Here is a 26,683-nt window from a genome sequence, read left to right on the forward strand (position 1 = left end):
GCTTACGATTATTTAGAGTATAGCTCAACGATTAAACGCTCTTCTACTGGAATTGCAATTTCATCTCTTTCGGGAATTCTTGAAAAGATACCAAAAAGTTTTTCTTTATCAACATCAACCCACTCAACTATACCTGTCTGATTTGTTAACTCAATTGCCCTAAGAATCTGTGGATTGTTTTTACTCTTCTCTCTAATCTCAATTTTTTGACCAGATCTAACTCTATAGGAAGGAATATCAACACGCTTACCATCAACCAGTATATGACCATGATTGACAAACTGTCTTGCAGATGCCCTTGTTGTTGCAAATCCCATTCTATAGACAACATTATCAAGCCTCTGCTCAAGTAGTTGTACTAGAATGGCACCCGTGTTACCCTCTTTCCTATTAGCCTCTTTAAAAAGTGTTCTAAACTGTTTTTCAGAAACACCGTACATAAATTTTGCTTTCTGTTTTTCTTGGAGCTGAAGCCCATATTCACTAATCTTTGCTCTTCTTTGACCATGTTGCCCAGGTGCATATGGTCTTTTCTCAAGTGCAGACTTACCAGCAAGTCTTCGCTCACCTTTAAGCCCAAGATCAACACCAAGTCTTCTTTCTAATCTTTCTACCGGACCTCTATATCTTGCCATGCTTATACCCTTCTCTTCTTAGGTGGTCTACAACCATTGTGTGGAAGTGGTGTAATATCCTTAAGGAACGTTACTCTAATTCCCTCTGTCGCACCAATTGCCTTCACCGCCGTATCTCTACCAGAACCTGGACCTTGTACTTTAATCCCCACCTCTTTAATACCATGCTCTTTTGCTTTATTCATTGCATCAGCAACTGCCTCAGTTGCTGCAAAAGGTGTAGATTTCTTGGAGCCCTTAAAGCCAAGTGCTCCTGCAGAACTCCAACAGATAACATTACCCATTTCATCTGTTACAGTAATTACTGTATTGTTAAAGGTAGCTGCCACATATACGACACCTTTAGCAATACTCTTTTTTACTTTTTTCTTTGCCATATTCTACTACTCCTTTATGCTGCACCGACAGTTTTACGCTTACCTTTTCTAGTACGCGCATTTGTCTTTGTTTTTTGCCCACGAACAGGAAGACCTCTTCTGTGTCGAAGTCCTCTATAGTTACCAAGATCCATCAATGCTTTAATATCAAGTGTCACTTTTTTACGAAGATCTCCCTCTACCATAACATGCTCTTGGATATCATTACGAATTGTTGCTGCTTCTGCATCGGTAAGCTCGTGAACTCTCTTGTCACAACTGATACCTGTTCTATCAAGAATCTGTCTTGACGTTGTCAAACCAATACCATAGATATATGTTAATGCATACTCTATTCTCTTCTTTTGTGGTAAATCAACACCTGCAATACGTGCCATACTTATCCTTGTCTCTGTTTATGTTTTGGATTTTTACAAATCACGCGTACAATTCCTTTGCGCTTAATGATCTTACAATCATCGCACATCTTCTTAACCGATGGTCTAACCTTCATGGTGACTCCTATAAATTTTTACACCTCTTTTGCGTGGATATATGAGTTTAAGATATCCAATCCTTGAGTGACCAGTGTAAATCAATCAAAAATTCTTCTCGCAGTTCCCTAGTTAACATACCCTTTGCAGAGTAATAGGGACAGGGATTATACCGAAAAAATTCTGTATTTTTGCTTACGCGTAGATTTTATGTGAAATAGGTTGCCCTTAATTCAAAAAGATATAGTAGTGGAATCCTGCCTTTAGCTCTATTTATATCTAAATGTAATACGCCCTTTGTCGAGGCTATAAGGGGTGAGCTCAATCTTAACCTTATCTCCTGGAAGGATCTTAATATAGTGCATACGCATCTTTCCTGCAATATGACACAAAATAACATGTCCATTATCAAGCTCTACCCTAAATGTTGCATTTGGTAATGCCTCAACCACTTTACCATCAATTTCAATTACATCATCTTTTGCCATACAATTCCTTCTCTTTTCTTATATGTCAGAAGCTACTGCTTCAGTCAATATGACTGCCTTGCCATCAATCACTGCTACTTGATGCTCATAGTGTGCTGTACGCAATCCATCTTCACTCATAACCGACCACCGATCTTCCATTAGAACTGGATTACCACTCTTTTGACAAACCATTGGTTCAAGACAAAAAACCATCCCATTTTTAATCTTGGGACCCTGATTAGGCTTACCTTCAAGATAGTTAGGAATATTGGGCTCATCGTGTGGCTTAGTACCAATACCATGGCCACAATAATCACGAAGTGGCACAAAGCCTGCACCAACAATATACTCTTCAAGAATTTTAGTTAGCTCCTTAAAACGCATACCTGGTCTAATACTATCAATTGCCCAATAAAGTGCACCCTTGGCACAGTCAATCAGTTTCTGATCCTCATTGGATATATCACCAATCGCCATAGTAATTGCTGCATCCCCAAAATAGCCATCATATTTTGTACCAATATCCAAGCCAAGTATATCACCCTCTTTAACAACCGTATTATCCGGAACACCATGAATACAAACCTCATTGAGCGAGGTGCAAACAGAACCAGTAAAACCGTATAATCCCTTAAAGGAAGGGGTTGCACCCTGTTCTCGAATATAAGATTCGCCACATAGATCAATCTCTTGCAATGTCATACCAGGTTTAATGGTATTTTGAAGATATTGAAGTGTATTTCCAACAATCTCACCTGCTCTTTTGAGTGTGGCAATCTCATCAGGTTTTCTAATAGCAATTGCCACTATAAACCTACATTGCCTAATGTATTATATTGGTTCATCGTACGCTGTGCTTCAATCTTACGCATAGTATCAAGTGCAACCTGTACAATAATGAGTACTGAGACCCCACCAAAATAGAAACTTGCTCCCATACCAGAGATAACCGCAAAGGGTACTGTTGAAATAATACCAAGATAAACTGCTCCTGAACTAGTTAGACGACTTGCTACTTCATTCAGAAACTCCTTGGTATGCTCGCCCGGTCTAACACCAGGAATAAAACCGCCCTGACGCTTAAGGTTATCTGCAATATCTTTTGCATTAAATGCGATAGAGGCATAGAAGAATGCAAAAAAGATAACTAAAATAAATGTTGTTATATTAAAGGTAACTCCACCTGGTGCCAACGTATCAGCAATTGCTGTCAAGTACTTATTGGTACTTGACTGAAGTACCGTAAGTGGAAACATTAGTATTGCTGAAGCAAAAATTGGAGGAATTACACCTGAGAGATTAACTTTAATTGGAATATAGTTCATCACTCTTTTGTTCTGATTCTGCATAATTGTTTTACGAGAATAGGAGATTGGCACACGTCTCTCCCCAAGCTCTACATAGATAATTGCAAGAATTGTAATCAACATAATCACAAGAATACTAAGTACAACAAGGAAATTCATCTCTCCTGCATTTACTGCCCTAATAGTATTTCCAATTGCAGAAGGAAGCCCAGAAACAATACCAGCAAAGATAATAAGGGAGATACCATTACCAATACCCTTCTGTGTAATCTGTTCACCAATCCACATCAATAACATTGTTCCTGTCAACATGGAAAAGGTTGTCAATACTGTAAATAACATTGGGTCAACCATTACTGCACTTTGCCCTGCACGTCCTGTCATACCTTGAAGCCCCATAGAAACACCAATAGCCTGAACAACCGTAATGAAGATAGTAAAGTAACGAATAATTTGCATATATTTCTGCATACCATCACGCTCTTTTTTCATTTGTCCAAGTGCAGGGAAGGTAGCTGCAAGAAGCTCCATAACAATGGAAGCTGTAATATAAGGCATAATACCAAGGGAGATAATACTTAGACGAGAAACTGCATTTCCAGAGAACATATTCATCATCCCAAGGGCATTGTTTGAATTATTATCAAAGAACTCTTTAATAACACCTAAATCAACACCAGGTGTAGGAATATAGGCTAAAACTCTGTACGCAAAAAGAAATCCTAATGTAATTAGGATTTTTTGAGTTAAGGCATTACCCATAATTATTTTCCACTTGTTGTAATAGTGTTATCTTTAATCTTGCTAGCAAGATCTTTGGCAGATGCACCAATAAGCTTAACTCTTTTAACAGTTTTCTGAAGCTTATGGACTGACTTAATACTCTCAAGTGTAATCTCATCAAGTTCTGCAACTACTTTAATCTTCTCAACATTAATCACATATGGTTTCTCTACTTTAGAAGTAAAACCAATTTTTGGTAACCTCTTTTGAAGTGGCATCTGACCACCCTCAAAACCCCTTTTTTTACTATAACCTGATCTTGCTTTCTGACCTTTATTACCACGACCTGCCGTCTTGCCTGTTCCTGAGCCCTGTCCACGACCTACTCTTTTTCTATTACGAGTAGAACCTGGTGCGGGCTGTAAGTTATGTAGACCCATACTATACCCCTTACGCTTTGATTCTATTAAGTGCTTGAATAGCACATCTTACCAAGTTATTTGGATTGTTAGAACCGATAGATTTGCAAAGCACATCTTGTACACCTGCAAGCTCAAGTACTGGACGAGCAGCACCACCGGCAATAACCCCTGTACCTTCACTCGCTGGCCTAAGCACAATTCTACTTGCATTAAATTTGTGCTCAATATCGTGAGCAATGGTAGTTCCCTTAATGTTGATCTTTACAAGATTTTTATGTGCATCATCAACTGCTTTTTTGATTGCATCAGGAACTTCTTTGGCTTTACCAAATCCATACCCAACAGTCCCTTTTTTATCACCAATAACAACAAGTGCAGTAAATCTAAAGCGTCTACCACCCTTAACAACCTTGGTAACACGACCGATATTAACAATAACTTCTTCAAACTCTTTTTCAATCTCTTGATTTTCCATCATGTTTCCTTAAAACTTAATTCCAGCTTCTCTAAGACCATCTGCAAATGCAGCAACAACACCATGATAAAGATAACCATTTCTGTCAAAGACTACAGTCTTAATCTTATTAGAGGTAAGGCTCTTAGCCATCTCAGCAGCTACTTTCTTTACATCTTCTCTGTTAGACTTAAGACCAAGTTTACACCCATCTACTGCTGCAAGTGTTACACCCGCATTATCATCAATCGCCTGTGCATAAAAATGTTTATTAGACTTATAGATAGTCAATCTTGGAATCTCTACTGTTCCAAAAATCTTGCCTCTTACCCTTGCTTTTCTTTGAGCACGAAGTTTATTTTTTCTTTTTTGAACACTTTTTAACATACTATTGCCCCTTACTTACCAGCTGCTTTACCAGCTTTTCTGATGATCACTTCATCTGTATACTTCACACCTTTTCCTTTGTAAGGCTCAGGTGGTCTAAACGCTCTAATCTCTGCTGCAGCCTGACCTACCACCTGCTTATCAGTACCGGAGATAGTAATAATATTCTTATCAACCTTCACTTCAAGACCTTCAGGGATATCATAATTAATATCATGGGAGAATCCAAGCTGAAGATTGAGTACCTTGCCCTGCACTGCTGCCCTATAACCTACACCATTAATTTCTAGAGATTTTGTAAATCCTTTATCAAGGCCCATAATGATATTATTAAAAAGTGCTCTATAAGTACCCCAGTAGGCTGCTGATTGCTTATCCTCACCTTTTCTGGTAAAACTTACTTCATTTCCTTCAATACTCATATCAACACGTCCATGTGTCTCAAGTCTCTTCTCAAGATTGCCTTTCTTAGCCACGAGAGTTGTACCATCGAGAGATACTTCAATACCACTAGCGATAGTGACTGGTCTTTTTCCTATTCTTGACATTCTTGTCTCCTTACCAAATACTACAGATTACTTCGCCACCGATACCGCGTTTATATGCTTCATCATTGGCAAGTACGCCCTGGCTTGTTGAAACAACCAGTGTGCCGTAACCATTTTTAAATGTTCTAATCATATCCTTGCCCTGATGAACACGTCTACCAGGCTTGGAGATCTTTTTGATTTCACTAATAACACTTCTGTCATTGTCATCATATTTCAATACCACCTTAATGGTCTTCTTGTTCCCATCTTCTTTCACTTTATAACTCTCAAGGTATCCTTTTTCTACAAAGATTTTTACAGTTGCCTCAATTGTGTTGGAGTGAAGAAGTGTTGTTACATCTAGTCTTCTTTGAGCAGCATTTCTGATACGAGTCAGAGAGTCTGCAATAATATCTGTCATCATCTTTTCTTCTCCTTACCAGCTTGCTTTTCGCATACCAGGAATAAGGCCTTCATTGGCCATCTTTCTCAAACATACACGACACAGACCAAAATCTCTATAGACAGAGTGAGGTCTTCCGCAAATGTTACATCTTGTATATGCCTGAACAGCAAACTTAGGTTTTCTCTTCTGCTTTGCAATCATTGATTTCTTAGCCATTAGTTTCTCCCTTTAGCAAAAGGCATACCAAGTTTTTCTAAAAGGGTAAATGCCTCTTTATCATCTTCAGTACTTGTGACGATAGTAATGTTCATACCATGTGTCTTGATAATGCTATCAAAATCAACTTCTGGAAACATTAGTTGCTCCTGAAGACCAAAGTTGTAGTTACCACGACCATCAAAACCTTTTCTTGATACACCTCTAAAGTCTTTCACTCTTGGTAGGGCAATAGAGACTAACTTATCAAAGAAGTTATACATATTCTCACCTCTAAGTGTTACTCTAATACCAGAAGGTGCACCCTCTCTTGCCTTAAAACCTGCAACAGATTTTTTGGCATTAACAATGACTGCTTTTTGTCCCGCAATCAAAGAGATAGTATCTGCCATATTGGCAATAAGTTTGGAGTCTGTTCCCTCCTTACCTGCACCTACAGAAATTACAATCTTTTCAAGCTTAGGTGTCTGCATCGAGTTTTTAATCTCACACTCTTTACGAAGTGTAGGTACGATGTCATTGTACTTTTGCTTCATTCTACTCATAGGATTAGCCCTCTACTTTTTTTACATTGGAGATATGAATTGGCATCTCTTTGTTGACAAATCCACCCTCTTTATTCTGTTCACTTGGCTTAATGGCTTTTTTTACCATCTTGCAACCTGAAACGATCACTGCATCTTTTTTTATTAGTGCCTGAAGAACTTCTCCAGTCTTGCCTTTATCATCACCAGCGATGATCATTACCTGATCACCTTTTTTGATTTTAAGTTTTTTATTTTTAGTTATTTTGGCCATTACCATACCTCCGGTGCAAGGGATACAATCTTCATAAATCCCGCATATCTTGTTTCACGACTAACAGGACCAAATATACGTGTACCAATAGGCTCTTTCTTATCATCAATAATAACTGCTGCATTATCATCAAATCTAATGAGTGATCCATTCTCTCTTTGGATCTCTTTTTTTGTTCTCACAACAACTGCCCTGACAACCTTACCTTTTTTTACTTTTCCAGTAGGGAGTGCTTTCTTAACAGAGGCGACAATAACATCACCCACAGAAGCATACCTCCTTTTAGATCCGCCAAGAACCTTAATACACATAATCTCTTTTGCTCCAGAGTTGTCTGCAACATTCAATCTAGTAAATCCTTGGATCATTACACCTCTCCTCTCTTCACAATCTCAAGAAGTCTGAAACTTTTTGTCTTGGAGAGTGGTCTGCATTCAATTGCTGTAATCGTATCTCCAATATTGATATCATTCTTCTCATCATGAACAAGATATTTCTTAAATCTTTTTACTGTCTTGTGATATCTTGGATGGAGTACGCGTCTCTCAACCAGTACGGTTGCTGTCTTCTCTCCAGCCTTTTTAATCACAGTTCCTTGTATTTGTCTTTTTGGCATCAATGACCCCTTACTTCGATCTTGCAACAGTTAGTGCTGTTTGGATTCTAGCGATATCTTTTTTCGCTATTCTCAACTCTGAAGTGTTTGTTAACTGCATAGTCTTCTGCTTTGCATTCAGTGTAAACAATTCAAATTTCTTCTCTTTGAGCATCGCTTCAAGTTCTGCAATACTTTTATCTTTCATATCAATATATTTCATTACTGTCCTTTGAAGTGATAATTTTGCACTTAAATGGCAGCTTATGGATTGCTAGTGTTAATGCTTCTCTTGCAAGAGACTCCCCAACGCCTGCCATTTCAAAAATAATTCTTCCAGGCTTGATATTCATAACCCATCTATCAACAGCACCTTTACCTTTACCCATTCTTGTCTCAAGAGGTTTGGCCGTTAAAGGTTTGTCTGGAAATACACGAATCCATGTCTTACCAGTTCTGTTAATTCTTCTTGTCATTGTAATACGTGCTGCTTCAATCTGGCGAGAATCAATTCTTCCAGCCTCTACCGCTTTGATTGCAATATCACCAAACTCAATCTTATTACCACGGAAGGATTTACCACGGTTACGACCCTTCTGTTGCTTTCTCCATTTGGTTCTTTTAGGCATCAACATAACTATTCACCTCTTCTTCTAGATGGTCTTCTGCCACCTTTTTTCTCTTCTTTTGGCTCAGCTTGAATACCCTTTGCAAGTACTTCACCTTTGAATATCCACACCTTGATCCCAATAATCCCATATGTAGTTTGTGCTTCTGCAAAACCATAGTCTATCTTTGCTCTAAGTGTATGTAGAGGTACACGACCTTCAAGATACCACTCAGTTCTTGCCATTTCTGCACCACCAAGTCTACCTGCTACAGAGACTTTAATCCCTTTTGCTCCTGACTTAAGTGCACCCTGAATTGCTTTTTTCATTGCACGCCTAAAAGCAACACGACGCTCAAGCTGTGTTGCAATATTCTCTGCTACAAGCTGACCAGAAGCTTGAGGACGTTTCTCCTCTTTGATATTGATAGCAATCTCTTTTCCAAGCATTTTTGTTAATGTCTTTTTAAGCTGCTCAATATCAGCACCTTTCTTTCCAATGATAATACCTGGACGTGCAGTAACAATGTTAATTCTCAGTTTTTTAACTGTTCTTTCAATGATCATATTAGAAACACCTGCATAGAAAAGCTCTTTTTTCAGGAACTTTCTAATCTTATAGTCTTCTGCAATGAAATCAGCTGCTCTTGTTTTTGCAGGAAACCATCTTGATTCCCAGTTTCGGTTGATTCCTAATCTAAGACCTATTGGATTGACTTTTTGACCCATATTATGCGTCCTCCCCATCTTTTTTCGCTGGACCAACTTCTACAAGAATGTGTGCTGTTGGTTTCAAGATTCTTGACGCAGTACCCCTTGCTCTAGGTCTCCATCTTTTCATGACCGCTGCCTTATCAACTCTGCATGAAGTAATCTCTACCTCTTCTGGATCATAATTACCATTGGCTACGGCCGAAGCAATCACTTTAGAAATAATACCTGCTGCCTTATTTGGCATAAACTCCAAAGATGCTAGTGCAAGTTCTGCACTCATTCCTTGTACTTCCCTTGCAACTAGTCTCGCTTTTGTAGGTGAGACTCTTACAAATTTTAATAGTGCTCTACTCATCTTACCCCACCTTCTTCTGAACAGAGCCTTTATGACCCTTAAAAGTTCTTGTTGGTGCAAATTCACCAAGCTTGTAACCTACATGGTTTTCAGTAATAAACACAGGTACAAACTGTCGTCCATTATGCACATTGATTGTCAAGCCAATAAACTCTGGGAAGATTACAGATCTTCTTGACCAAGTCTTAATTGGCTTGGTAGAATTCTCTTCTTTTGCCTTAAGTACTTTTTTCATTAGATGACCATCGATGAATGGACCTTTTTTTAACGATCTTGCCATATCTTAGCCCCTTACTTTTTTCTCTTGCTAATAATAAGTTTATCACTAGCTTTTTTCTTACGCGTCTTGTAACCCTTTGTTGGCATACCCCAAGGAGATACTGGATGACGACCAGAGTTGGTTTTACCCTCACCACCACCATGTGGATGATCAATTGGGTTCATTGCAGAACCACGTGTCTGTGGTCTAATACCAAGATGCCTACTTCTACCTGCTTTACCAATAACAATATTAGAAAAGTCTTCATTGCCAACAGTACCAATGGTTGCAAGACACTCACCAAGGATATATCTCATTTCGCCAGAAGGCAGTCTAAGAGAGACATACTTTCCATCTCTACCCATAATCTGTGCATAACCACCAGCAGATCTTGCAATCTGTCCACCATGACCTGGGCTCATTTCAATATTATGTACCAATGTACCCACTGGAATATTTTTTAGTTTCATTGCATTGCCAGTCTTAATATCAAGCCCTGCTTCTGCAGACATAATCTTATCCCCAACTTGTAACCCTTTTGGCTGAAGGATATATCTTCTGTCACCATCTGTGTACTTGACAAGACAGATTCTACAGTTTCTATATGGATCATACTCAATTGTTGCAACTGTACCCTCTACACCAAACTTATTTCTTTTAAAGTCAATAATTCTGTAGAGTTTTTTTGCGCCTGCTTCTCTGTGACGAGAAGTAATCCTACCGTTACTATTTCTACCTGCAGATCTAGGAAGATTCTTTAGTAGAGCCCTAACACTTGCTTTGGCAGTAATGTCCCCACTGTCAAGGTTAGTCATGTAACGACGGGAAGGTGTAGTTGGTTTATATGTTTTAATTGCCATCTTCTATCCTTATACCGCTAAACTTTCAATTTTTGCATCTTCAGGAAGCTTGACATAGAATTTTTTCGTGTCAGGTCTTTTGCCTTCAATGCCTTTAAATCTTTTTACTTTACCATTCACTCTCATAGAATTTACTCTCAGTGGTGTAATGCCAAAGAACTCTTTAAAAACTTCCTTCAGGCTATTTTTAGTCATCCTTGGAGTTGTTTGAACTACAAGAATACTCTCTTCCTGAAGAGCCAAGCTCTTCTCTGTATACATAATTGATTTGATATCAGTAATATCTGCCATCTTAAGCCTCTTTTGTCAATTTATCAAATACAGCTTTTTCAATCACTATAGAGTGATATGCTGCTGCAAGGTAAGCGTTAAACTCATTCGCTTCAATTAAATATGCATTCTGAAGATTTCTGAATGCAAGAAATGTTTTGTCATCAATCATCTCTTTAACCACAAGAACATCTCTTTGCTTTAAGCTATTTACAAATGCTGATGCATCTTTTGTTTTACCAGACTCAACAGTAATGCTATCTGTTACAAAAAGAGTGTCATTCGCTGCTTTTTCAGCCAATGCATGATAAAGTGCAAGTTTTTTCTGCTTTTTATTAACCTTCAGATCATAGTTTCTATTGGTACTTGGACCAAATGCAACACCACCGCCTACAAAGATAGGAGATCTTTTTGAACCTGCCCTTGCACGTCCTCCACCTTTTTGAGCCCATGGCTTCTTACCGCCACCTCTTACTGCAGACCTATTTTTTGTCTGTGCTGTATTTGCCCTGAGTCCTGATGCATACGCTTTACAATAGAGGTAAAGATTATGTGGGTGAACCTCAAGAAACGCCTGTGGAAGGTTAGTTGTCTTAATAGTTGTTACTTTACTCATTTAACGATCCTTACCAATCCTCTGGCACCACTATGACCAGGAATTGAACCTTTTAGTACTAAGATGCCATTCTCAGCATCGAATGAAATAACTTCATTTTTGACTGTGACTTTAGTGTTTCCATACTGTCCAGGCATTTTTTTCCCTTTTTGTACACGCCCTGGCCACTCAGCATTACCAATAGAACCGATACGTCTACCAAATCTATGTCCGTGAGATCCTGGTCCACCACCAAATCCATGACGCTTCATACCGCCTTGGAAACCTCTACCCTTTGTATTGAGTGATGTTTTAACCGTAGCTGCTTCTGCCAATGGTGCAAGACTAAGATCTCCTGCTTCAGTACCCTCTGCCACCTCAATGGTTGTAAATTTGTTAAACTCTTTAGAGATTCCAAACTTTGTCTGTTGACCTTCAATTGCTTTATTAATCTTCTTAGAAGAGTTATATGCCACAAGTGCTTTTCCGTCTTCTCTGACTTCACACACTTTTATATCAATGACCTTAAGAAGCGTAACAGGAACACTTGGTACGTCAACTGTTCTGCTCATACCAATTTTTTCTACAATAAATTCCATCCTCTACTCCTACTTATCCATTGATCTAATTTCAACTTCAATCTCAGGTGCAAGATCCAGTTTCATCAGTGAATCGATGGTATCTGAAGTCGCTGAAACGATGTCGATCATTCTTCCATGAATACGAATCTCAAACTGTTCGCGAGAATCTTTATTCACGTGTGGTGATTTGAGTACAGTATAACGCTTAATCTTAGTAGGCATTGGAATTGGGCCCCTAATCTCAGCACCTGTACGCTTGACTGCATCCACAATGGCAGCAACTGATCTGTCTAACACACGGTGATCATAAGCCTTAAGCTTCAATCTAATCTTTTCCATTTTTACCCTTTAAAGAACTCGTTAGCAGAGCAAAGCTCAGGTGCCTAAACACAGGGCGTAACACCCCCTAACCTATTTTTAGGAACGCGAATTATATCTAAACTTTTCAAAAGAGACAATGGTTTTTAGTCCATTTGTGATACAATATATAAATTTATTTCCTTATTAAAAGGAAACTTTGGAGTATTTAAGGTGGATTTACTCGAGTACTATCATGAACATTTACCGCAAAATAGTAGCTACATAATAAGAAAAACACTTATCCCAAATATGGGAGATGTGAACCTTTATGGTGCTAGGGGCTGTGGCAAGACTGCACTCATACTTGACTACCTTTATGCATATGAAGAAAAAGCTCTCTACATCGACTTAGAGGATCCAAATCTTATCCTCAATACTTTTGATACTCTGCCACTACAGGCATTCATAAAGGAGTATCATATTAAAGTACTCATTCTTGACCATTATGAAGAGGGAATGCTTGAAACTTTTCCAACTATTAATCGTCTCATACTACTTAGTCGTATACCAGTACAACAGGAGCGTTTTACACCTGTGCAACTCTTCCCACTTGACTATGAAGAGTTTCTTGCTTTCGAGCATGGTAGGTCAACAACCATTGCACTTAACCACTTTCTTAAAGCCGGTACATTGCCCAACATGGCACAACACAAAACCAATACCACCCTTGTAATGAAGCAATTTTTTCAGCAGCAGTTCTCTCCTAATGAACAGTCACTCATTCTTATTCTTGCACGCTACAATGCCCAACCTATGACCATCCACCAGATCTACAGTTTCACCAAAGAGCATTTTCGTATCTCTAAAGATTTTGTCTATAGTGCCATAAAACGCTTTCAAGAGGAGGGGCTAATCTACTTTATCAATAATGCTATCAAGCGTAGTGGAAAAAAGATGGTCATGTATGACTTTGCCTTTGTAAAGTATCTCACTGCTGGACAACCTTTTTGTAGCTTTTACGATCTTGCTCTCTGTTGTGTACAGGTGGTTTTCATGTTTCATGGATTTAGTGAGCCTTGGGCTATTTTCTCTAAGGTCTTTCATAGTATACTATTCTCATTGTAAATCTAAACCACTTTCTAACCCAGTAATTGAACTAATCCCTCTTTAAAGTTAGCAATTTCAACCTATTTATTTTAGTCCAAAATAAGCCAAGGTTTTGCCATGTTTTACATGGTTTTATCATTGAGTTAAAGACAGGATAGGCATATATCCGACAAAAAATAATTTTGCCTGCAATCTCGTCCTGAAAGTTATTAGTATCGGAGGAAGCTCAACAAAATAAATAAACATAAAGATTATAAAATTGATTTTTTAGATGAATAGTGTCACAAGAGGAAGAGATTATCAGTACAAGTTTATTGTGTTCGATTTTATATCGTGACAAAAGGTTATTGAGGAAATATTGCTTTTTTTTCATGATCTACGCAGAAGTTAAATTGTTCTTGATGCAATAATGAATCTCCTGCTTTGCTTTGGTAAAAGAGATATTGGATATCTCATTAGTGTATTCTAAGTACACACATCATTTAGATATTTCAATATAAAAAATCTTCTTCAATGGAATTATTGCTTTTATTATCGTAATTATATGGAATATTTCCTATTTTGTTAAAGTATATTTTGAAAGATGTGGAAATGACCAAAAGAATTAGCTAAAAACTTGATATTAGGCGTAAACTGGACTCATGGGAAGAAGAAACGTCGGAGGTAATGCGACTTATTAAGTTAGTTAGCCGCAGAACAACATACAAGGATGTCAGATGTTGACAGAGTTAAAAAATAATATTATAAGTCAAGGCAGCAGCCACTTAATGTTAAAAAAAGATCAGAGTTTTACTAGGTATAGAACTGGAACCAATGATGTGGTAAAGAGTTTTGTGTAAGCTTTTGGAGGAGATCAGGTCAGTATTAGTGCAGTTGGATATTTAAGTTCTTCTCTGGAGGCATTTGGGAAATACATTACAAGAAATTTATAGAAAAGCAGGAGGATCAAACTGATAACCTCTGTAGAACTGACAGAAGCAGACAGTAATGCAATTGAACAAAAGGTCTTAGCAAGCAAGAAGTATGTGAAAACTGGGATCAATACCATTATTGAAAAATGAATTTAAAGAAAATGTGGGAACAGGAGTTACTAAGTTATCCTAACGAAATAGGAGGCTTCAAAATGAGACACAAGTACATAACTGCCAGCCAGTAAAGCACTACTGTGTTTTACTTTCACATAGTATGTTCCAGCTGTGACACTTTTTGAGATTTTAAAGTTACTATAGGCTGAACCATTATCATCAGATGCAATCTGATGACCATTTGCATTCAAAAGAGTTCCGTATGTATCTGTTAAGCCGGTTGTCTTTACAACCAGTGTTCCTCTACTGTGGATTTGGATTTTAAAGAAATCTACATCCCCATCTACTTCAATGCGCCCCTGCGTTGTACTGTTTGGATTGATGGGTTTTGCTGTACTTCTGGTATTGCCATAATCATCAGATATAAACTGAGAAATAAGCGTATAATAACCAATTGATGAAGCACTACTGTGTTTTACTTTCACATAGTATGTTCCAGTTGAGACACTTTTTAAGATTCTAAAGTTACTATAGGTTGAACCATTATCATCAGATGCAATCTGATGACCATTTGCATTCAAAAGAGTTCCGTATGTATCTGTTAAGCCGGTTGTCTTTACAACCAGTGTTCCACTACTGGGGATTCGGATTTTAAAGAAATCTACATCCCCGGCTACTTCAATGCGCCCTTGTGTTGTACTGTTTGGATTGATAGATGTTGCTGCAATTCTACTACTGGTATGATCATCAGGCACAAAATGAGACACAAGCGCATAAGAACCAATTCCTGTAGGACTATGATGTCTCACTTTCGCATAGTATGTCCCAGCTGTGACACTTATTGAGATTCTAAAGTTATGACCTGAACCACTGTTGTCATCCAATGCAAGCTGGGCACCGCTTCCGCCTAAAAGGGATCCATATGTATCTGTTGAGCCAGTTGTATTGATAATTAATGTTCCTCTTTTTCCACTAGGGATTATGATTTTAAAATAATCTCCACTTCCAGCTGCTTCAATACGCCCCCGTGTTGTACTTTTGAGAGCTATGGGTGTTGCTGTATTGTTACCATGATCATCAGAACCACCTGTTCTAGGCGATGGTATATAAAATTTTTGATTGATGCCACCATGACAACGCCATAAAATAAGATCTGTTCTGTTTCCCCCATGAACATCTAAACATTTATGAGAAGCAATATGTAAAAACCGTTTTGTTTTATCAAGATAAGAGAATATTTGTTCTGCACTATTTGGTTGACACCGAGTATATGTTATTTTTGATCCATTACTATATGATTGGGCAGTTAAACACTTATTGGTTGAAGGGTCTCTTAGTGACCTGTTTGAAGTATAGATCAATAACTGATTTGCACTTGAAGCATTACACGTTCGTTTTTTAGCATAGTCCCCAACGTTGGTGATGCATCCCCCACCAAATGCACGTGTAGATACTTTCAAATGATTATATAGATGGGCTTGTTGCTATTAAGTGTTTAGATGAGGGTGTGGATATTCCAAGTGTTGAGTGCATTCATCTTGGCAAGCAGTTCCTAATCCAAGAGTTTATTATTCAACGAAGAGAGACGAGTGCTTAGACAAGTAAAGAAACTAATTAAAAAATTTGCATATATTTATGACTTCTTAGTCATACCAAACCCAGAAAAAGATAATCTCTTGATCCGGAACCTATAAAAATGGAGAGAAACTATCTTGAAAAAGATATACCTTGTGTTTGACCTGCTTGGGTAGGTGTAAAACGAGATATCAGTGAATAAGGACCAGTTGCCGCAGAAGAATGGAGTTTCACTTTTACATAATACGTTCCAGCTGTCACCCTTTTTGAAATTCTAAAGTTACGGCCTGAACCACCATTATCATCTAATGCAATTTGATCCCAGTTTGCATTTAAAAGGTATCCAACTGTATCTGTTGGTCCAGTTGTATGAACAACCAATGTTCCTGTACTAGGGATTCCAATTCTAAAGTAATCGTTATCCCTGGCTATTTGAAGACGTCCTGGTGTTGTACTATTTGGGTTGATGGCTGTTGCTGTATACACGTAACCGCCATGATCAGATTCAAGGCTTATATCTAACCAATACGTACCAATTCCCGAAGAAGAAGGGTGTTTTACTCTCACATAATATGTTCCAGCCGCTACACTTCTTATGATTAAAAAATTATGACCTGAACCACCATTGTTATCTGCTGCAATTTGACTACCATCTGCATTGTAAAGGTATCCAACTGTATCTGTTTGTCCAAGTGTCTGGATCATCAATATGCCTGTACGAGGCATTACAACTTTAAACCAATCCTCATCTCCAGCGACTTCAATGCTTCCTGATATTCTACCGTTCAGCCTTGTGGTTGTTGCTGCATTCATACTATTGCCATGATCATCTATAGATAGTCCTAAAACGATATGAATAAAATTTTAAGCAAAAGAATTAAAGAAGTATTTCTTTTTGATGAGGAAGCAATGATGATAAGTTAACTAGACCGGAAGATAAAGATATGAAGATGGTATTAAAAAATATTATGGGGATTACTATCTGTAGAAAAGGGATTAAACACACAAGAAGCTAAAAATACGAGCTGGTGGATAAAATAAAATTCAGAAGGTGAAGTTTCTCCATATGAAAGAAGAAGATGGGCTTATTACCAGAACTAGATGAATATAAAATTAAACTAAAAAATAATAAACAGAAAGAGAACCAAACTTGCTGAGAAAGAAAAAGTTCCAGATGAATTAAAAAGTGTTGAAGAGCGAAAAAACATGAAAAGCTGAAAATTGAAAGGAGACTGCCTTAGAAGAGTATAATTTTGAATATCAGAATTAATTGAAAGAAAAAGGTCTTATAAGCAAAAAGGCATATCTCGCTTCTTTCAAGTGACTTAGTACTTTGAAAATGCATCAGTTTAGATGAAAAAGAAAAGAGGTGAACTGCCGTCAGGTATTCGGGAACCAGTTTACATACAGAGATCTCTCGTGATTGCCACATATGTGTGCATCTTTAGTTAAGGAGATGTTCATGTGGAGCATCTGAAAGTCTTTTCGCAAATGTTTGAAGAAAAAGTGTCGAAGATGGATTCTAAGATTGAATTGCTTTTACAGATAAAATGTCAGATGTGAAAAAACTTAAAGAAAAGCTTTTAACAGCAATATGTAAAAACCGTTTTGTTTTATCAAGATAAGAGAATATTTGTTCTGCACTATTTGGTTGACACCGAGTATATGTTATTTTTGATCCATTACTATATGATTGGGCAGTTAAACACTTATTGGTTGAAGGGTCTCTTAGTGACCTGTTTGAAGTATAGATCAATAACTGATTTGCACTTGAAGCATTACACGTTCGTTTTTTAGCATAGTCCCCAACGTTGGTGATGCATCCCCCACCAAATGCACGTGTAGATACTGGAGAAGCATATGTTTGTGTTACTATAAAAAACAGCAACAATCCTATAACCTTTTTCATCAAAATCCCCCTTACTTAATTAATTTTATGATTAGTACTGTTATTACAATACACCCTTAGATAAACATACCATTGTACCACAAGCAAAACGGCAATAATCTTACAAAATAAATATGTTCAGTGGAAGTACCAAGGAAGTCAATGGTGTTATGAAAAAACACCACTTCCACTGGTGAAAAGAACCAATGTTCCTCCACTGGGGATTTGGATTTTAAAGTAATCTTTATCATTAGCTACTTCAATGCGCCCCTGTGTTATGCTATTTGGCTCGATGGGTGTTGCTCCACCTCTACTGTCGTCATGATCATCAGGCACAAAACGAGACACAAGCAGATAATCACCGGTTGATGAAGGGTTACGGTGTTTTACTTTCACATAATATGCTCCAGGCATCGTTATGAGCTTTGAGATTTTAAAGTTATTGCCTGAACCACTATTGTCATCAGATACAATTTCTCTGCCACTTACGCTAGAAAGGTATCCTTGTGTATCTGTTGTTCCAGATGTATATATAATTAATTTTCCTCCTCCGTCAGGGACTCGGATTTCAAAGTAATCTTCATCCCCAGCAAAGTCAATGCGCCCCCGTGTTGTACTGTTTAGGTCTATGGATGTTGCCAGACTTCTGCTGTCACCATGATCATCATCAGATACAAAATGAGACACAAGTACATAACTGCCAGCCAGTAAAGCACTACTGTGTTTTACTTTCACATAGTATGTTCCAGCTGTGACACTTTTTGAGATTTTAAAGTTACTATAGGCTGAACCATTATCATCAGATGCAATCTGATGACCATTTGCATTCAAAAGAGTTCCGTATGTATCTGTTAAGCCGGTTGTCTTTACAACCAGTGTTCCTCTACTGTGGATTTGGATTTTAAAGAAATCTACATCCCCATCTACTTCAATGCGCCCCTGCGTTGTACTGTTTGGATTGATGGGTTTTGCTGTACTTCTGGTATTGCCATAATCATCAGATATAAACTGAGAAATAAGCGTATAATAACCAATTGATGAAGCACTACTGTGTTTTACTTTCACATAGTATGTTCCAGTTGAGACACTTTTTAAGATTCTAAAGTTACTATAGGTTGAACCATTATCATCAGATGCAATCTGATGACCATTTGCATTCAAAAGAGTTCCGTATGTATCTGTTAAGCCGGTTGTCTTTACAACCAGTGTTCCACTACTGGGGATTCGGATTTTAAAGAAATCTACATCCCCGGCTACTTCAATGCGCCCTTGTGTTGTACTGTTTGGATTGATAGATGTTGCTGCAATTCTACTACTGGTATGATCATCAGGCACAAAATGAGACACAAGCGCATAAGAACCAATTCCTGTAGGACTATGATGTCTCACTTTCGCATAGTATGTCCCAGCTGTGACACTTATTGAGATTCTAAAGTTATGACCTGAACCACTGTTGTCATCCAATGCAAGCTGGGCACCGCTTCCGCCTAAAAGGGATCCATATGTATCTGTTGAGCCAGTTGTATTGATAATTAATGTTCCTCTTTTTCCACTAGGGATTATGATTTTAAAATAATCTCCACTTCCAGCTGCTTCAATACGCCCCCGTGTTGTACTTTTGAGAGCTATGGGTGTTGCTGTATTGACATTATATCCATAATCATTGGGTATAAAATGAGATACAAGTGCATAAATACCTGTTCCCGTAGTACCACTGTGTCTCACTTTTACATAGTATGTTCCAGCCACTGTGATGAACTTTGAGATTTTAAAGTTATGGTTCGAACTACTTATATTATCATTGGATGCAAGCTGGACACCACTTGCATTGTAAAGATATCCTTTTGTATCTGTGGTGTCAGTTGTCTCTACAACCAGTGTTCCGGTACGAGGGATTACGATTTTAAACCAATCTACGTCCCCAACTTTATTAATATGTCCTAATGTTGTGCTGTTTAGGTCTATGGATGTTGCTGTCTTCTGCTGTCACCATGATCATCATCAGATACAAAATGAGACACAAGTACATAACTGCCAGCCAGTAAAGCACTACTGTGTTTTACTTTCACATAGTATGTTCCAGCTGTGACACTTTTTGAGATTTTAAAGTTACTATAGGCTGAACCATTATCATCAGATGCAATCTGATGACCATTTGCATTCAAAAGAGTTCCGTATGTATCTGTTAAGCCGGTTGTCTTTACAACCAGTGTTCCTCTACTGTGGATTTGGATTTTAAAGAAATCTACATCCCCATCTACTTCAATGCGCCCCTGCGTTGTACTGTTTGGATTGATGGGTTTTGCTGTACTTCTGGTATTGCCATAATCATCAGATATAAACTGAGAAATAAGCGTATAATAACCAATTGATGAAGCACTACTGTGTTTTACTTTCACATAGTATGTTCCAGTTGAGACACTTTTTAAGATTCTAAAGTTACTATAGGTTGAACCATTATCATCAGATGCAATCTGATGACCATTTGCATTCAAAAGAGTTCCGTATGTATCTGTTAAGCCGGTTGTCTTTACAACCAGTGTTCCACTACTGGGGATTCGGATTTTAAAGAAATCTACATCCCCGGCTACTTCAATGCGCCCTTGTGTTGTACTGTTTGGATTGATAGATGTTGCTGCAATTCTACTACTGGTATGATCATCAGGCACAAAATGAGACACAAGCGCATAAGAACCAATTCCTGTAGGACTATGATGTCTCACTTTCGCATAGTATGTCCCAGCTGTGACACTTATTGAGATTCTAAAGTTATGACCTGAACCACTGTTGTCATCCAATGCAAGCTGGGCACCGCTTCCGCCTAAAAGGGATCCATATGTATCTGTTGAGCCAGTTGTATTGATAATTAATGTTCCTCTTTTTCCACTAGGGATTATGATTTTAAAATAATCTCCACTTCCAGCTGCTTCAATACGCCCCCGTGTTGTACTTTTGAGAGCTATGGGTGTTGCTGTATTGACATTATATCCATAATCATTGGGTATAAAATGAGATACAAGTGCATAAATACCTGTTCCCGTAGTACCACTGTGTCTCACTTTTACATAGTATGTTCCAGCCACTGTGATGAACTTTGAGATTTTAAAGTTATGGTTCGAACTACTTATATTATCATTGGATGCAAGCTGGACACCACTTGCATTGTAAAGATATCCTTTTGTATCTGTGGTGTCAGTTGTCTCTACAACCAGTGTTCCGGTACGAGGGATTACGATTTTAAACCAATCTACGTCCCCAACTTTATTAATATGTCCTAATGTTGTGCTGTTTAGGTCTATGGATGTTGCTGTATCTATACGATTACTATGATCAGATTCAAGGCTTATATCTAACCAATACGTACCAATTCCCGAAGAAGAAGGGTGTTTTACTCTCACATAATATGTTCCAGCCGCTACACTTCTTATGATTAAAAAATTATGACCTGAACCACCATTGTTATCTGCTGCAATTTGACTACCATCTGCATTGTAAAGGTATCCAACTGTATCTGTTTGTCCAAGTGTCTGGATCATCAATATGCCTGTACGAGGCATTACAACTTTAAACCAATCCTCATCTCCAGCGACTTCAATGCTTCCTGATATTCTACCGTTCAGCCTTGTGGTTGTTGCTGCATTCATACTATTGCCATGATCATCAGAACGTTGTAGTGTAAAGTTTACAACAAGTGTATAACGACCTGTTCCCCCAGAAGAATTGTGTTGTACTTTTACATAATATGTTCCAGCTGTTACACGCTCTTCAATGTTAAAGTTAGAATATGAACCAGCATCATCATCCAATGCAATACGGCCACCACTTGCATTTAAAAAATATCCCAATGTATCTGTTGACCCAGTTGTATAAATAGTCAATTTTCCTGCACTAGGGATTACGATTTTATAGTAATTGCTATCTCCAGGTAATTTAATATTTCCTGATGTTGTACTGTTTCGACTTATAAATTACGCCCCTCTTTGCCCATTGCTCAACTAGGTGCATATGGGACCACTACAAGTAACTGATACATAGCCTTCAGGGAGGTCCCGAAGAAAAACTGTGATGTCTCACTTTGACATAATATGTTCCAGCTGTTACATTTTGTGAGAATTTAAAGTTACGATTTAATCCACTATTATCATCACCAACAAGAGTGAATGAACCCTGTGCGCCAAAAAGGCATCCGTATGTATCTGTTAATCCAGTTGTATTTACAATTAATCTTCCCGAACGAGGGATTACAATTTTAAACCAATCTTCATCTCCAGCTAGTTCAATACTTCCTGATGTTGTACTATTTGGTTTTACAATTGTTGCTCTACTTCTATCATTACCATGATCATCAGAACCACCTGTTCTAGGCGATGGTATATAAAATTTTTGATTGATGCCACCATGACAACGCCATAAAATAAGATCTGTTCTGTTTCCCCCATGAACATCTAAACATTTATGAGAAGCAATATGTAAAAACCGTTTTGTTTTATCAAGATAAGAGAATATTTGTTCTGCACTATTTGGTTGACACCGAGTATATGTTATTTTTGATCCATTACTATATGATTGGGCAGTTAAACACTTATTGGTTGAAGGGTCTCTTAGTGACCTGTTTGAAGTATAGATCAATAACTGATTTGCACTTGAAGCATTACACGTTCGTTTTTTAGCATAGTCCCCAACGTTGGTGATGCATCCCCCACCAAATGCACGTGTAGATACTGGAGATGTTGTACTATTTGGTTTTACAATTGTTGCTCTACTTCTATCATTACCATGATCATCAGAACCACCTGTTCTAGGCGATGGTATATAAAATTTTTGATTGATGCCACCATGACAACGCCATAAAATAAGATCTGTTCTGTTTCCCCCATGAACATCTAAACATTTATGAGAAGCAATATGTAAAAACCGTTTTGTTTTATCAAGATAAGAGAATATTTGTTCTGCACTATTTGGTTGACACCGAGTATATGTTATTTTTGATCCATTACTATATGATTGGGCAGTTAAACACTTATTGGTTGAAGGGTCTCTTAGTGACCTGTTTGAAGTATAGATCAATAACTGATTTGCACTTGAAGCATTACACGTTCGTTTTTTAGCATAGTCCCCAACGTTGGTGATGCATCCCCCACCAAATGCACGTGTAGATACTGGAGAAGCATATGTTTGTGTTACTATAAAAAACAGCAACAATCCTATAACCTTTTTCATCAAAATCCCCCTTACTTAATTAATTTTATGATTAGTACTGTTATCAATATCTCTCTTTTACCAAAAACAAAACAGGAGATCTATTTATTGCATCCCAAAGTGAATTTACTTCTCTTGCGTGAATCCTTGAAAAAAGCAATAAGCCTATCATGCCTTTTATGCACGATATAAAATCGAACATAATGAAACAGTAGCTGATAATCTCTTCCTCTTGTGACACTATTCTATCTAAAAAATCAATTTTTATAATTTTATGTTTATTTACTGTTGAGCCTCCTCCGGATACGAATAATCTCAAGGACTATGAATTGCAGGCAAAGTATTTTTTGTCGGATAACTATGCCTATCCTAAATCTTTAACTCAATGATAAAACCATGTAAACATGGCAAAACCTTGTCATTTTGGACTAAAATAAAATGAGTTGAAATGCTTAACAAAAAGAGGATTAGTTCAATTAATGGAGTTAGAAAAGTAGTTTAGATTTACAATGAATGTATCTATGAAAAGAATCTTAGAAAAATAGCCTCAAGGCTCACTAATCCAAGAGCATGGAAAACCGACTCTACCTGTGAGAGAACAAGATCATAAAACTACAAGGAGGCCAGCAATAGGTAAGAATTTAGATATTAACGATGAACAGTGGTGGGAGTTAGAGGTATTTGAAGTGTAATATATTGCAGTTAAAATGGAAAAAATACTCAATGAAAAAATGGTAGCTGATAACGATGGTCAAGGTTTGATTTAATTGCTGAGTGCAATCCACGGGTGCAATTATTGCTGGGTTGAGCAAGGGTAGATGCAGTTGTCTTTGTGAGATGTATAAGGAATACAATGATTTTGGAAAAAATATGAGGAAAGATTCCCTTTCAATATTTTCCTTTTCGCTTTTTGTTCAAATATAAATCAACCAATCTTGAAGCAATGTAAATACTTTGGAGATGGCACATTTGAAGATGTCAAACTGATTTGATAGTGACATCTGTTGATGTGCCAAGATGATACGACTTTACAAGACAGATCGTTTAACAACATACTGGACAGGTGTTTAACACAAATGCCCTTTTGGCTTCAGTGCTGCACCACATACTTTAAGGTTGATAGAAGGTCCAAAGCATTCGGACTACTTGGTTGATGGAAGTATTGCTGCCAACAACCCATCACTGCAGTTATTGACGCATTACAACTTGAAAATAAAAGATAAAGATGGCTCCCGCCTCTATATCAGTTTATAGTCTTATTGTCAATGGGTACTGGAAAGGTTGATGCATTGCCATGTGACTTATAGATATTCTTCCATTTTAACCACTTTTTACGCTCTTGACGTAATGCATTTAAATCCACCACTATCCTTCAATTTATCAAAGTAGAGCGTACAACATTGCTGTCTGCTACTTTTTTAGATAGGCTTTTTTAATTTTTATATCAAATAGTGGTCTATCAGTGGCACTCGTTGTTACATTTTCTATCTTTTTAACAGTCTTCTTCTGGATGATGTGACTCGAGACATTGCGTAAATTGATAAGTTGAACCGAAAGGCAAATAGCTGAATCAAAACACATTTGCCGTTTTGTTTGTGTTACAATAGTCATTTTATCTAAGGGGTGTATTGTGGTTACTAATCAATACAAATGAAAAATCAATCAGTGGGAGAATTTTGATGAAAAGGTTATAGGATTGTTGCTGTTTCTTACCCAGCAACGAGTATGTGTCTTGCTACCGATGACCATAGTGACGTTAGGATATTGGCACTCTCCAATCAAACAGTACAACACCAGGGCGCATTAACACAATTAAGGATGTAGTTTTATGTTTCAGACTTTTTTGGTTAAAAAGTATGGGATAGAGAAGGTCAATGGTTTTTTCAAGGAGTACTCTAAGCAGTATTTTCCTTTTGGGATCAATAAGATGGTAACTTAAGTAATAACTTTAGAATCTCAGAGAAGTGTAACAGCTGGAATATATTATATAAGGTTAGACACCTTTTATATGACGAACAGTACTTATTAAGCTTGTCTCAGTTTACATCTGACAGAGGTTCCAGCAATACAACGCAAAACCACGGATATCTACACGTGCATTTGGTGAAGTGCATCACAAAGTTGAGCTATGCTAAAACAAACCTGTAATGATTCAACACACATAGAACTTGGAGTATGAATAATCACTCAAAACTCGCCTGAACCACTTCAAGCAATCAATGTTTAACAGTTTCAATCACATGACAATGGTCAAAATAGTATTTGCTCGTCTTGAAGAAAGTAACTAAGAGCAAAACTTTCTTATCATAACGATACTACACAAGTTTATCCATACTGTCTTTTCTAATAAGTGTTTAGATATTCATGGAGAAACAGAACAGACCTTATTTTATGGAGTTGTCATGGTGGGTGTTAACCAGTAATTTTATGTACAGCCTGAGGTACACAGCTGGTCAATACAGATTAGTTCTGCATCGCAGAACCTATTAATACAGAATCACAAGTATCTACATGCGGTGGAGGATGTATCACAAGGTTGGAGAACTATGCAAAAGACGAACTGTGGTACTAGTAATCAGTCGTTAACCTATACTTCAAACAGGGCATAGAGACCTGCAAGCAATAAGTGTTTAACTTTGCCCAATCTAATAATAGTCAAAATCTTTAATGTCAAAATAGTGACCAGTATTCATATCTGAAACTCGTAAGTTTTATGTGCTTCTCGCCATGTTTTAGATATTCATGGAGGAAACAAAACAGATCTTGTTACATGGCGTTGTCATGGTGGCACAACAAAAATTTTCATCGCCTAGAACAAGTGGTTCTGATGATCATGGTAATGATAGGGTAGGAGCAACTTAGTTGTAAAACACATGAGTACAACATCAGGAAATATTGAACTAGCTGGAGATGAAGATTGGTTTAAAGTATATCCACCGTTCGGGGAAGATTATTGTAAATACAACTGGATTAACAGATACATGAGATGCTGGTGCCTGGGAGTTCATCCTGTTGGTGATGATAATGATGGATTAAATCGTAACTTTGGTGCTCACAAAATGTAACAGCTGGAATACATATTATGTCAAAGTGAGAGAGACATCACAGTTTTCTTCGGGACAGTCGCTATTCGCTTGTTGTAAACTTTATATTACAAGTTCTGATAATCATTAGTATGAAGTAGAATACTGCAGCAATACCTGTAAGTCAATAGTACAACATCAGGAAATATTAAATTACCTGGAGATATGAGTACTATAAAATCGTAATCCTAGTGCGAGAAAATTGACTATTTAATACAACTGGGTCAGCAGATACATTGGGATATTTTTTTTTAAGAAATGCAGAAGTGTTGAAATGTGTGCATTGGATGAGATGCTGGTTCATATTCTGCTTTAACATTGAAGGCGATGGCAGCTGGAACATATTATGTAAAGAGTACAACACAACTACTGGGGAACAGGGGTGTTAGCTTGTTGTAAACTTTACACTACAACGTTCACAGTGATCATGGCAATAGTATGAATGCAGCAACAACCACAAGGCTGAACGGTA

At 37.6% G+C, this 26,683-nt stretch carries 34 protein-coding genes; 1 reads left to right on the forward strand and 33 read right to left on the reverse strand.

Features of this window, described 5'->3' with window-relative positions:
- Nucleotides 1-8: 8 nt before the first annotated feature.
- The 27 genes from rpsD to rpsJ form a co-directional block, all read right to left on the reverse strand.
- Nucleotides 9-635 carry a 30S ribosomal protein S4 gene (gene rpsD / locus LGB01_00180; GenBank protein ID MCB4752643.1) on the reverse strand — a complete coding sequence of 209 codons (627 nt, stop codon included), beginning with the start codon at nucleotides 633-635 and terminating at the stop codon, nucleotides 9-11.
- A gap of 2 nt (nucleotides 636-637) precedes the next feature.
- Entirely contained in the window at nucleotides 638-1,012 is a 375-nt protein-coding gene (rpsK, locus tag LGB01_00185; protein MCB4752644.1) for a 30S ribosomal protein S11, read from the reverse strand.
- A gap of 14 nt (nucleotides 1,013-1,026) precedes the next feature.
- Nucleotides 1,027-1,389: a 30S ribosomal protein S13 gene (gene rpsM, locus LGB01_00190; protein MCB4752645.1), complete on the reverse strand. Its 363-nt coding sequence runs from the start codon at nucleotides 1,387-1,389 to the stop codon at nucleotides 1,027-1,029.
- A 2-nt stretch (nucleotides 1,390-1,391) separates the two neighbouring features.
- Nucleotides 1,392-1,505 (reverse strand): 50S ribosomal protein L36, encoded by a 114-nt coding sequence (gene rpmJ / locus LGB01_00195; GenBank protein MCB4752646.1) that lies wholly within the window; start codon nucleotides 1,503-1,505, stop codon nucleotides 1,392-1,394.
- 249 nt (nucleotides 1,506-1,754) lie between these two features.
- Nucleotides 1,755-1,973, reverse strand: coding sequence for a translation initiation factor IF-1 (gene infA / locus LGB01_00200; GenBank protein MCB4752647.1), 219 nt, complete (start codon nucleotides 1,971-1,973; stop codon nucleotides 1,755-1,757).
- A gap of 18 nt (nucleotides 1,974-1,991) precedes the next feature.
- Nucleotides 1,992-2,762 (reverse strand): type I methionyl aminopeptidase, encoded by a 771-nt coding sequence (map, locus tag LGB01_00205; protein ID MCB4752648.1) that lies wholly within the window; start codon nucleotides 2,760-2,762, stop codon nucleotides 1,992-1,994.
- Nucleotides 2,762-4,024, reverse strand: coding sequence for a preprotein translocase subunit SecY (gene secY / locus LGB01_00210; protein MCB4752649.1), 1,263 nt, complete (start codon nucleotides 4,022-4,024; stop codon nucleotides 2,762-2,764). Before secY ends, map begins: the two co-directional genes overlap by 1 nt.
- 2 nt (nucleotides 4,025-4,026) lie before the next feature.
- Nucleotides 4,027-4,425: a 50S ribosomal protein L15 gene (gene rplO / locus LGB01_00215; protein ID MCB4752650.1), complete on the reverse strand. Its 399-nt coding sequence runs from the start codon at nucleotides 4,423-4,425 to the stop codon at nucleotides 4,027-4,029.
- A 10-nt stretch (nucleotides 4,426-4,435) separates the two neighbouring features.
- On the reverse strand, nucleotides 4,436-4,882 hold the full coding sequence (gene rpsE / locus LGB01_00220) for a 30S ribosomal protein S5 (GenBank protein MCB4752651.1): 447 nt from the start codon (nucleotides 4,880-4,882) through the stop codon (nucleotides 4,436-4,438).
- Nucleotides 4,883-4,891: 9 nt separating this feature from the next.
- A complete protein-coding gene (gene rplR / locus LGB01_00225) occupies nucleotides 4,892-5,248 on the reverse strand; it encodes a 50S ribosomal protein L18 (GenBank protein ID MCB4752652.1) in 357 nt (118 codons plus the stop codon).
- 11 nt (nucleotides 5,249-5,259) lie between these two features.
- A complete protein-coding gene (rplF, locus tag LGB01_00230) occupies nucleotides 5,260-5,796 on the reverse strand; it encodes a 50S ribosomal protein L6 (protein MCB4752653.1) in 537 nt (178 codons plus the stop codon).
- Between the two features lie 10 nt (nucleotides 5,797-5,806).
- Complete coding sequence (gene rpsH / locus LGB01_00235) at nucleotides 5,807-6,202, reverse strand: 30S ribosomal protein S8 (GenBank protein ID MCB4752654.1); 396 nt, start codon at nucleotides 6,200-6,202, stop codon at nucleotides 5,807-5,809.
- Between the two features lie 12 nt (nucleotides 6,203-6,214).
- Nucleotides 6,215-6,400, reverse strand: a complete 186-nt coding sequence (locus tag LGB01_00240) for a type Z 30S ribosomal protein S14 (protein ID MCB4752655.1) — start codon at nucleotides 6,398-6,400, stop codon at nucleotides 6,215-6,217.
- Nucleotides 6,400-6,945, reverse strand: a complete 546-nt coding sequence (gene rplE / locus LGB01_00245) for a 50S ribosomal protein L5 (GenBank protein MCB4752656.1) — start codon at nucleotides 6,943-6,945, stop codon at nucleotides 6,400-6,402. Before rplE ends, LGB01_00240 begins: the two co-directional genes overlap by 1 nt.
- A gap of 4 nt (nucleotides 6,946-6,949) precedes the next feature.
- Nucleotides 6,950-7,198, reverse strand: a complete 249-nt coding sequence (locus LGB01_00250) for a 50S ribosomal protein L24 (GenBank protein ID MCB4752657.1) — start codon at nucleotides 7,196-7,198, stop codon at nucleotides 6,950-6,952.
- Complete coding sequence (gene rplN / locus LGB01_00255) at nucleotides 7,198-7,566, reverse strand: 50S ribosomal protein L14 (GenBank protein ID MCB4752658.1); 369 nt, start codon at nucleotides 7,564-7,566, stop codon at nucleotides 7,198-7,200. The genes LGB01_00250 and rplN overlap by 1 nt, the downstream gene beginning before the upstream one ends.
- The gene (gene rpsQ / locus LGB01_00260) at nucleotides 7,566-7,817 is read right to left on the reverse strand and encodes a 30S ribosomal protein S17 (GenBank protein ID MCB4752659.1); all 252 of its coding nucleotides are present in this window, start codon (nucleotides 7,815-7,817) and stop codon (nucleotides 7,566-7,568) included. The genes rplN and rpsQ overlap by 1 nt, the downstream gene beginning before the upstream one ends.
- Nucleotides 7,818-7,824: 7 nt before the next feature.
- Nucleotides 7,825-8,016, reverse strand: a complete 192-nt coding sequence (gene rpmC / locus LGB01_00265; protein ID MCB4752660.1) for a 50S ribosomal protein L29 — start codon at nucleotides 8,014-8,016, stop codon at nucleotides 7,825-7,827.
- Nucleotides 8,003-8,428, reverse strand: coding sequence for a 50S ribosomal protein L16 (rplP, locus tag LGB01_00270; protein ID MCB4752661.1), 426 nt, complete (start codon nucleotides 8,426-8,428; stop codon nucleotides 8,003-8,005). Before rplP ends, rpmC begins: the two co-directional genes overlap by 14 nt.
- Nucleotides 8,429-8,430: 2 nt before the next feature.
- Complete coding sequence (gene rpsC / locus LGB01_00275; protein ID MCB4752662.1) at nucleotides 8,431-9,129, reverse strand: 30S ribosomal protein S3; 699 nt, start codon at nucleotides 9,127-9,129, stop codon at nucleotides 8,431-8,433.
- Nucleotide 9,130: 1 nt separating this feature from the next.
- Nucleotides 9,131-9,469 (reverse strand): 50S ribosomal protein L22, encoded by a 339-nt coding sequence (gene rplV, locus LGB01_00280; GenBank protein ID MCB4752663.1) that lies wholly within the window; start codon nucleotides 9,467-9,469, stop codon nucleotides 9,131-9,133.
- A gap of 1 nt (nucleotide 9,470) precedes the next feature.
- Entirely contained in the window at nucleotides 9,471-9,749 is a 279-nt protein-coding gene (gene rpsS, locus LGB01_00285; protein MCB4752664.1) for a 30S ribosomal protein S19, read from the reverse strand.
- Between the two features lie 11 nt (nucleotides 9,750-9,760).
- The gene (rplB, locus tag LGB01_00290) at nucleotides 9,761-10,588 is read right to left on the reverse strand and encodes a 50S ribosomal protein L2 (GenBank protein ID MCB4752665.1); all 828 of its coding nucleotides are present in this window, start codon (nucleotides 10,586-10,588) and stop codon (nucleotides 9,761-9,763) included.
- Nucleotides 10,589-10,597: 9 nt separating this feature from the next.
- Nucleotides 10,598-10,879, reverse strand: a complete 282-nt coding sequence (locus LGB01_00295) for a 50S ribosomal protein L23 (protein ID MCB4752666.1) — start codon at nucleotides 10,877-10,879, stop codon at nucleotides 10,598-10,600.
- Nucleotide 10,880: 1 nt separating this feature from the next.
- Nucleotides 10,881-11,474 carry a 50S ribosomal protein L4 gene (rplD, locus tag LGB01_00300; GenBank protein MCB4752667.1) on the reverse strand — a complete coding sequence of 198 codons (594 nt, stop codon included), beginning with the start codon at nucleotides 11,472-11,474 and terminating at the stop codon, nucleotides 10,881-10,883.
- Complete coding sequence (gene rplC / locus LGB01_00305) at nucleotides 11,471-12,052, reverse strand: 50S ribosomal protein L3 (protein MCB4752668.1); 582 nt, start codon at nucleotides 12,050-12,052, stop codon at nucleotides 11,471-11,473. The genes rplD and rplC overlap by 4 nt, the downstream gene beginning before the upstream one ends.
- A 9-nt stretch (nucleotides 12,053-12,061) precedes the next feature.
- Nucleotides 12,062-12,373, reverse strand: a complete 312-nt coding sequence (rpsJ, locus tag LGB01_00310) for a 30S ribosomal protein S10 (protein MCB4752669.1) — start codon at nucleotides 12,371-12,373, stop codon at nucleotides 12,062-12,064.
- Between the two features lie 192 nt (nucleotides 12,374-12,565).
- Between rpsJ and LGB01_00315 the strand changes: the two genes are divergently transcribed.
- A complete protein-coding gene (locus LGB01_00315) occupies nucleotides 12,566-13,459 on the forward strand; it encodes a hypothetical protein (GenBank protein MCB4752670.1) in 894 nt (297 codons plus the stop codon).
- A 1,072-nt stretch (nucleotides 13,460-14,531) separates the two neighbouring features.
- Here LGB01_00315 and LGB01_00320 read toward each other — a convergent pair.
- From LGB01_00320 to LGB01_00345, 6 genes are all read right to left on the reverse strand, one after another.
- A complete protein-coding gene (locus tag LGB01_00320) occupies nucleotides 14,532-15,926 on the reverse strand; it encodes a pre-peptidase C-terminal domain-containing protein (protein ID MCB4752671.1) in 1,395 nt (464 codons plus the stop codon).
- Between the two features lie 247 nt (nucleotides 15,927-16,173).
- A complete protein-coding gene (locus LGB01_00325; GenBank protein ID MCB4752672.1) occupies nucleotides 16,174-16,854 on the reverse strand; it encodes a PPC domain-containing protein in 681 nt (226 codons plus the stop codon).
- A 709-nt stretch (nucleotides 16,855-17,563) separates the two neighbouring features.
- On the reverse strand, nucleotides 17,564-17,950 hold the full coding sequence (locus tag LGB01_00330; GenBank protein ID MCB4752673.1) for an RICIN domain-containing protein: 387 nt from the start codon (nucleotides 17,948-17,950) through the stop codon (nucleotides 17,564-17,566).
- A 147-nt stretch (nucleotides 17,951-18,097) separates the two neighbouring features.
- Nucleotides 18,098-19,864, reverse strand: a complete 1,767-nt coding sequence (locus LGB01_00335; protein MCB4752674.1) for a PPC domain-containing protein — start codon at nucleotides 19,862-19,864, stop codon at nucleotides 18,098-18,100.
- 26 nt (nucleotides 19,865-19,890) lie between these two features.
- Nucleotides 19,891-21,807, reverse strand: coding sequence for a PPC domain-containing protein (locus LGB01_00340; GenBank protein ID MCB4752675.1), 1,917 nt, complete (start codon nucleotides 21,805-21,807; stop codon nucleotides 19,891-19,893).
- Between the two features lie 160 nt (nucleotides 21,808-21,967).
- Nucleotides 21,968-23,149: an RICIN domain-containing protein gene (locus LGB01_00345; protein MCB4752676.1), complete on the reverse strand. Its 1,182-nt coding sequence runs from the start codon at nucleotides 23,147-23,149 to the stop codon at nucleotides 21,968-21,970.
- Between the last annotated feature and the right edge of the window lie 3,534 nt (nucleotides 23,150-26,683).

This window comes from Sulfurovum sp., from assembly GCA_020525365.1.
Taxonomy (GTDB): domain Bacteria; phylum Campylobacterota; class Campylobacteria; order Campylobacterales; family Sulfurovaceae; genus Sulfurovum.

What these genes read in the sequence shown, in the direction of transcription:
- infA (MCB4752647.1), bottom strand. Translation starts at nt 1,973, where the DNA reads ATGGCAAAAGATGATGTAATTGAAATTGATGGTAAAGTGGTTGAGGCA.
- LGB01_00250 (MCB4752657.1), bottom strand. Translation starts at nt 7,198, where the DNA reads ATGGCCAAAATAACTAAAAATAAAAAACTTAAAATCAAAAAAGGTGAT.
- rplN (MCB4752658.1), bottom strand. Translation starts at nt 7,566, where the DNA reads ATGATCCAAGGATTTACTAGATTGAATGTTGCAGACAACTCTGGAGCA.
- rpsD (MCB4752643.1), bottom strand. Translation starts at nt 635, where the DNA reads ATGGCAAGATATAGAGGTCCGGTAGAAAGATTAGAAAGAAGACTTGGT.
- LGB01_00330 (MCB4752673.1), bottom strand. Translation starts at nt 17,950, where the DNA reads ATGAAAAAGGTTATAGGATTGTTGCTGTTTTTTATAGTAACACAAACA.
- rpsJ (MCB4752669.1), bottom strand. Translation starts at nt 12,373, where the DNA reads ATGGAAAAGATTAGATTGAAGCTTAAGGCTTATGATCACCGTGTGTTA.
- LGB01_00295 (MCB4752666.1), bottom strand. Translation starts at nt 10,879, where the DNA reads ATGGCAGATATTACTGATATCAAATCAATTATGTATACAGAGAAGAGC.
- rplE (MCB4752656.1), bottom strand. Translation starts at nt 6,945, where the DNA reads ATGAGTAGAATGAAGCAAAAGTACAATGACATCGTACCTACACTTCGT.
- LGB01_00325 (MCB4752672.1), bottom strand. Translation starts at nt 16,854, where the DNA reads ATGAATGCAGCAACAACCACAAGGCTGAACGGTAGAATATCAGGAAGC.
- rplO (MCB4752650.1), bottom strand. Translation starts at nt 4,425, where the DNA reads ATGGGTCTACATAACTTACAGCCCGCACCAGGTTCTACTCGTAATAGA.
- rpmC (MCB4752660.1), bottom strand. Translation starts at nt 8,016, where the DNA reads ATGAAATATATTGATATGAAAGATAAAAGTATTGCAGAACTTGAAGCG.
- secY (MCB4752649.1), bottom strand. Translation starts at nt 4,024, where the DNA reads ATGGGTAATGCCTTAACTCAAAAAATCCTAATTACATTAGGATTTCTT.
- rplR (MCB4752652.1), bottom strand. Translation starts at nt 5,248, where the DNA reads ATGTTAAAAAGTGTTCAAAAAAGAAAAAATAAACTTCGTGCTCAAAGA.
- rpsK (MCB4752644.1), bottom strand. Translation starts at nt 1,012, where the DNA reads ATGGCAAAGAAAAAAGTAAAAAAGAGTATTGCTAAAGGTGTCGTATAT.
- LGB01_00345 (MCB4752676.1), bottom strand. Translation starts at nt 23,149, where the DNA reads ATGAAAAAGGTTATAGGATTGTTGCTGTTTTTTATAGTAACACAAACA.
- rpsS (MCB4752664.1), bottom strand. Translation starts at nt 9,749, where the DNA reads ATGGCAAGATCGTTAAAAAAAGGTCCATTCATCGATGGTCATCTAATG.
- rplC (MCB4752668.1), bottom strand. Translation starts at nt 12,052, where the DNA reads ATGGAATTTATTGTAGAAAAAATTGGTATGAGCAGAACAGTTGACGTA.
- rpsC (MCB4752662.1), bottom strand. Translation starts at nt 9,129, where the DNA reads ATGGGTCAAAAAGTCAATCCAATAGGTCTTAGATTAGGAATCAACCGA.
- rplP (MCB4752661.1), bottom strand. Translation starts at nt 8,428, where the DNA reads ATGTTGATGCCTAAAAGAACCAAATGGAGAAAGCAACAGAAGGGTCGT.
- rplD (MCB4752667.1), bottom strand. Translation starts at nt 11,474, where the DNA reads ATGAGTAAAGTAACAACTATTAAGACAACTAACCTTCCACAGGCGTTT.
- LGB01_00240 (MCB4752655.1), bottom strand. Translation starts at nt 6,400, where the DNA reads ATGGCTAAGAAATCAATGATTGCAAAGCAGAAGAGAAAACCTAAGTTT.
- rpsM (MCB4752645.1), bottom strand. Translation starts at nt 1,389, where the DNA reads ATGGCACGTATTGCAGGTGTTGATTTACCACAAAAGAAGAGAATAGAG.
- rplV (MCB4752663.1), bottom strand. Translation starts at nt 9,469, where the DNA reads ATGAGTAGAGCACTATTAAAATTTGTAAGAGTCTCACCTACAAAAGCG.
- rpsE (MCB4752651.1), bottom strand. Translation starts at nt 4,882, where the DNA reads ATGGAAAATCAAGAGATTGAAAAAGAGTTTGAAGAAGTTATTGTTAAT.
- rplF (MCB4752653.1), bottom strand. Translation starts at nt 5,796, where the DNA reads ATGTCAAGAATAGGAAAAAGACCAGTCACTATCGCTAGTGGTATTGAA.
- rpmJ (MCB4752646.1), bottom strand. Translation starts at nt 1,505, where the DNA reads ATGAAGGTTAGACCATCGGTTAAGAAGATGTGCGATGATTGTAAGATC.
- rpsH (MCB4752654.1), bottom strand. Translation starts at nt 6,202, where the DNA reads ATGATGACAGATATTATTGCAGACTCTCTGACTCGTATCAGAAATGCT.
- rplB (MCB4752665.1), bottom strand. Translation starts at nt 10,588, where the DNA reads ATGGCAATTAAAACATATAAACCAACTACACCTTCCCGTCGTTACATG.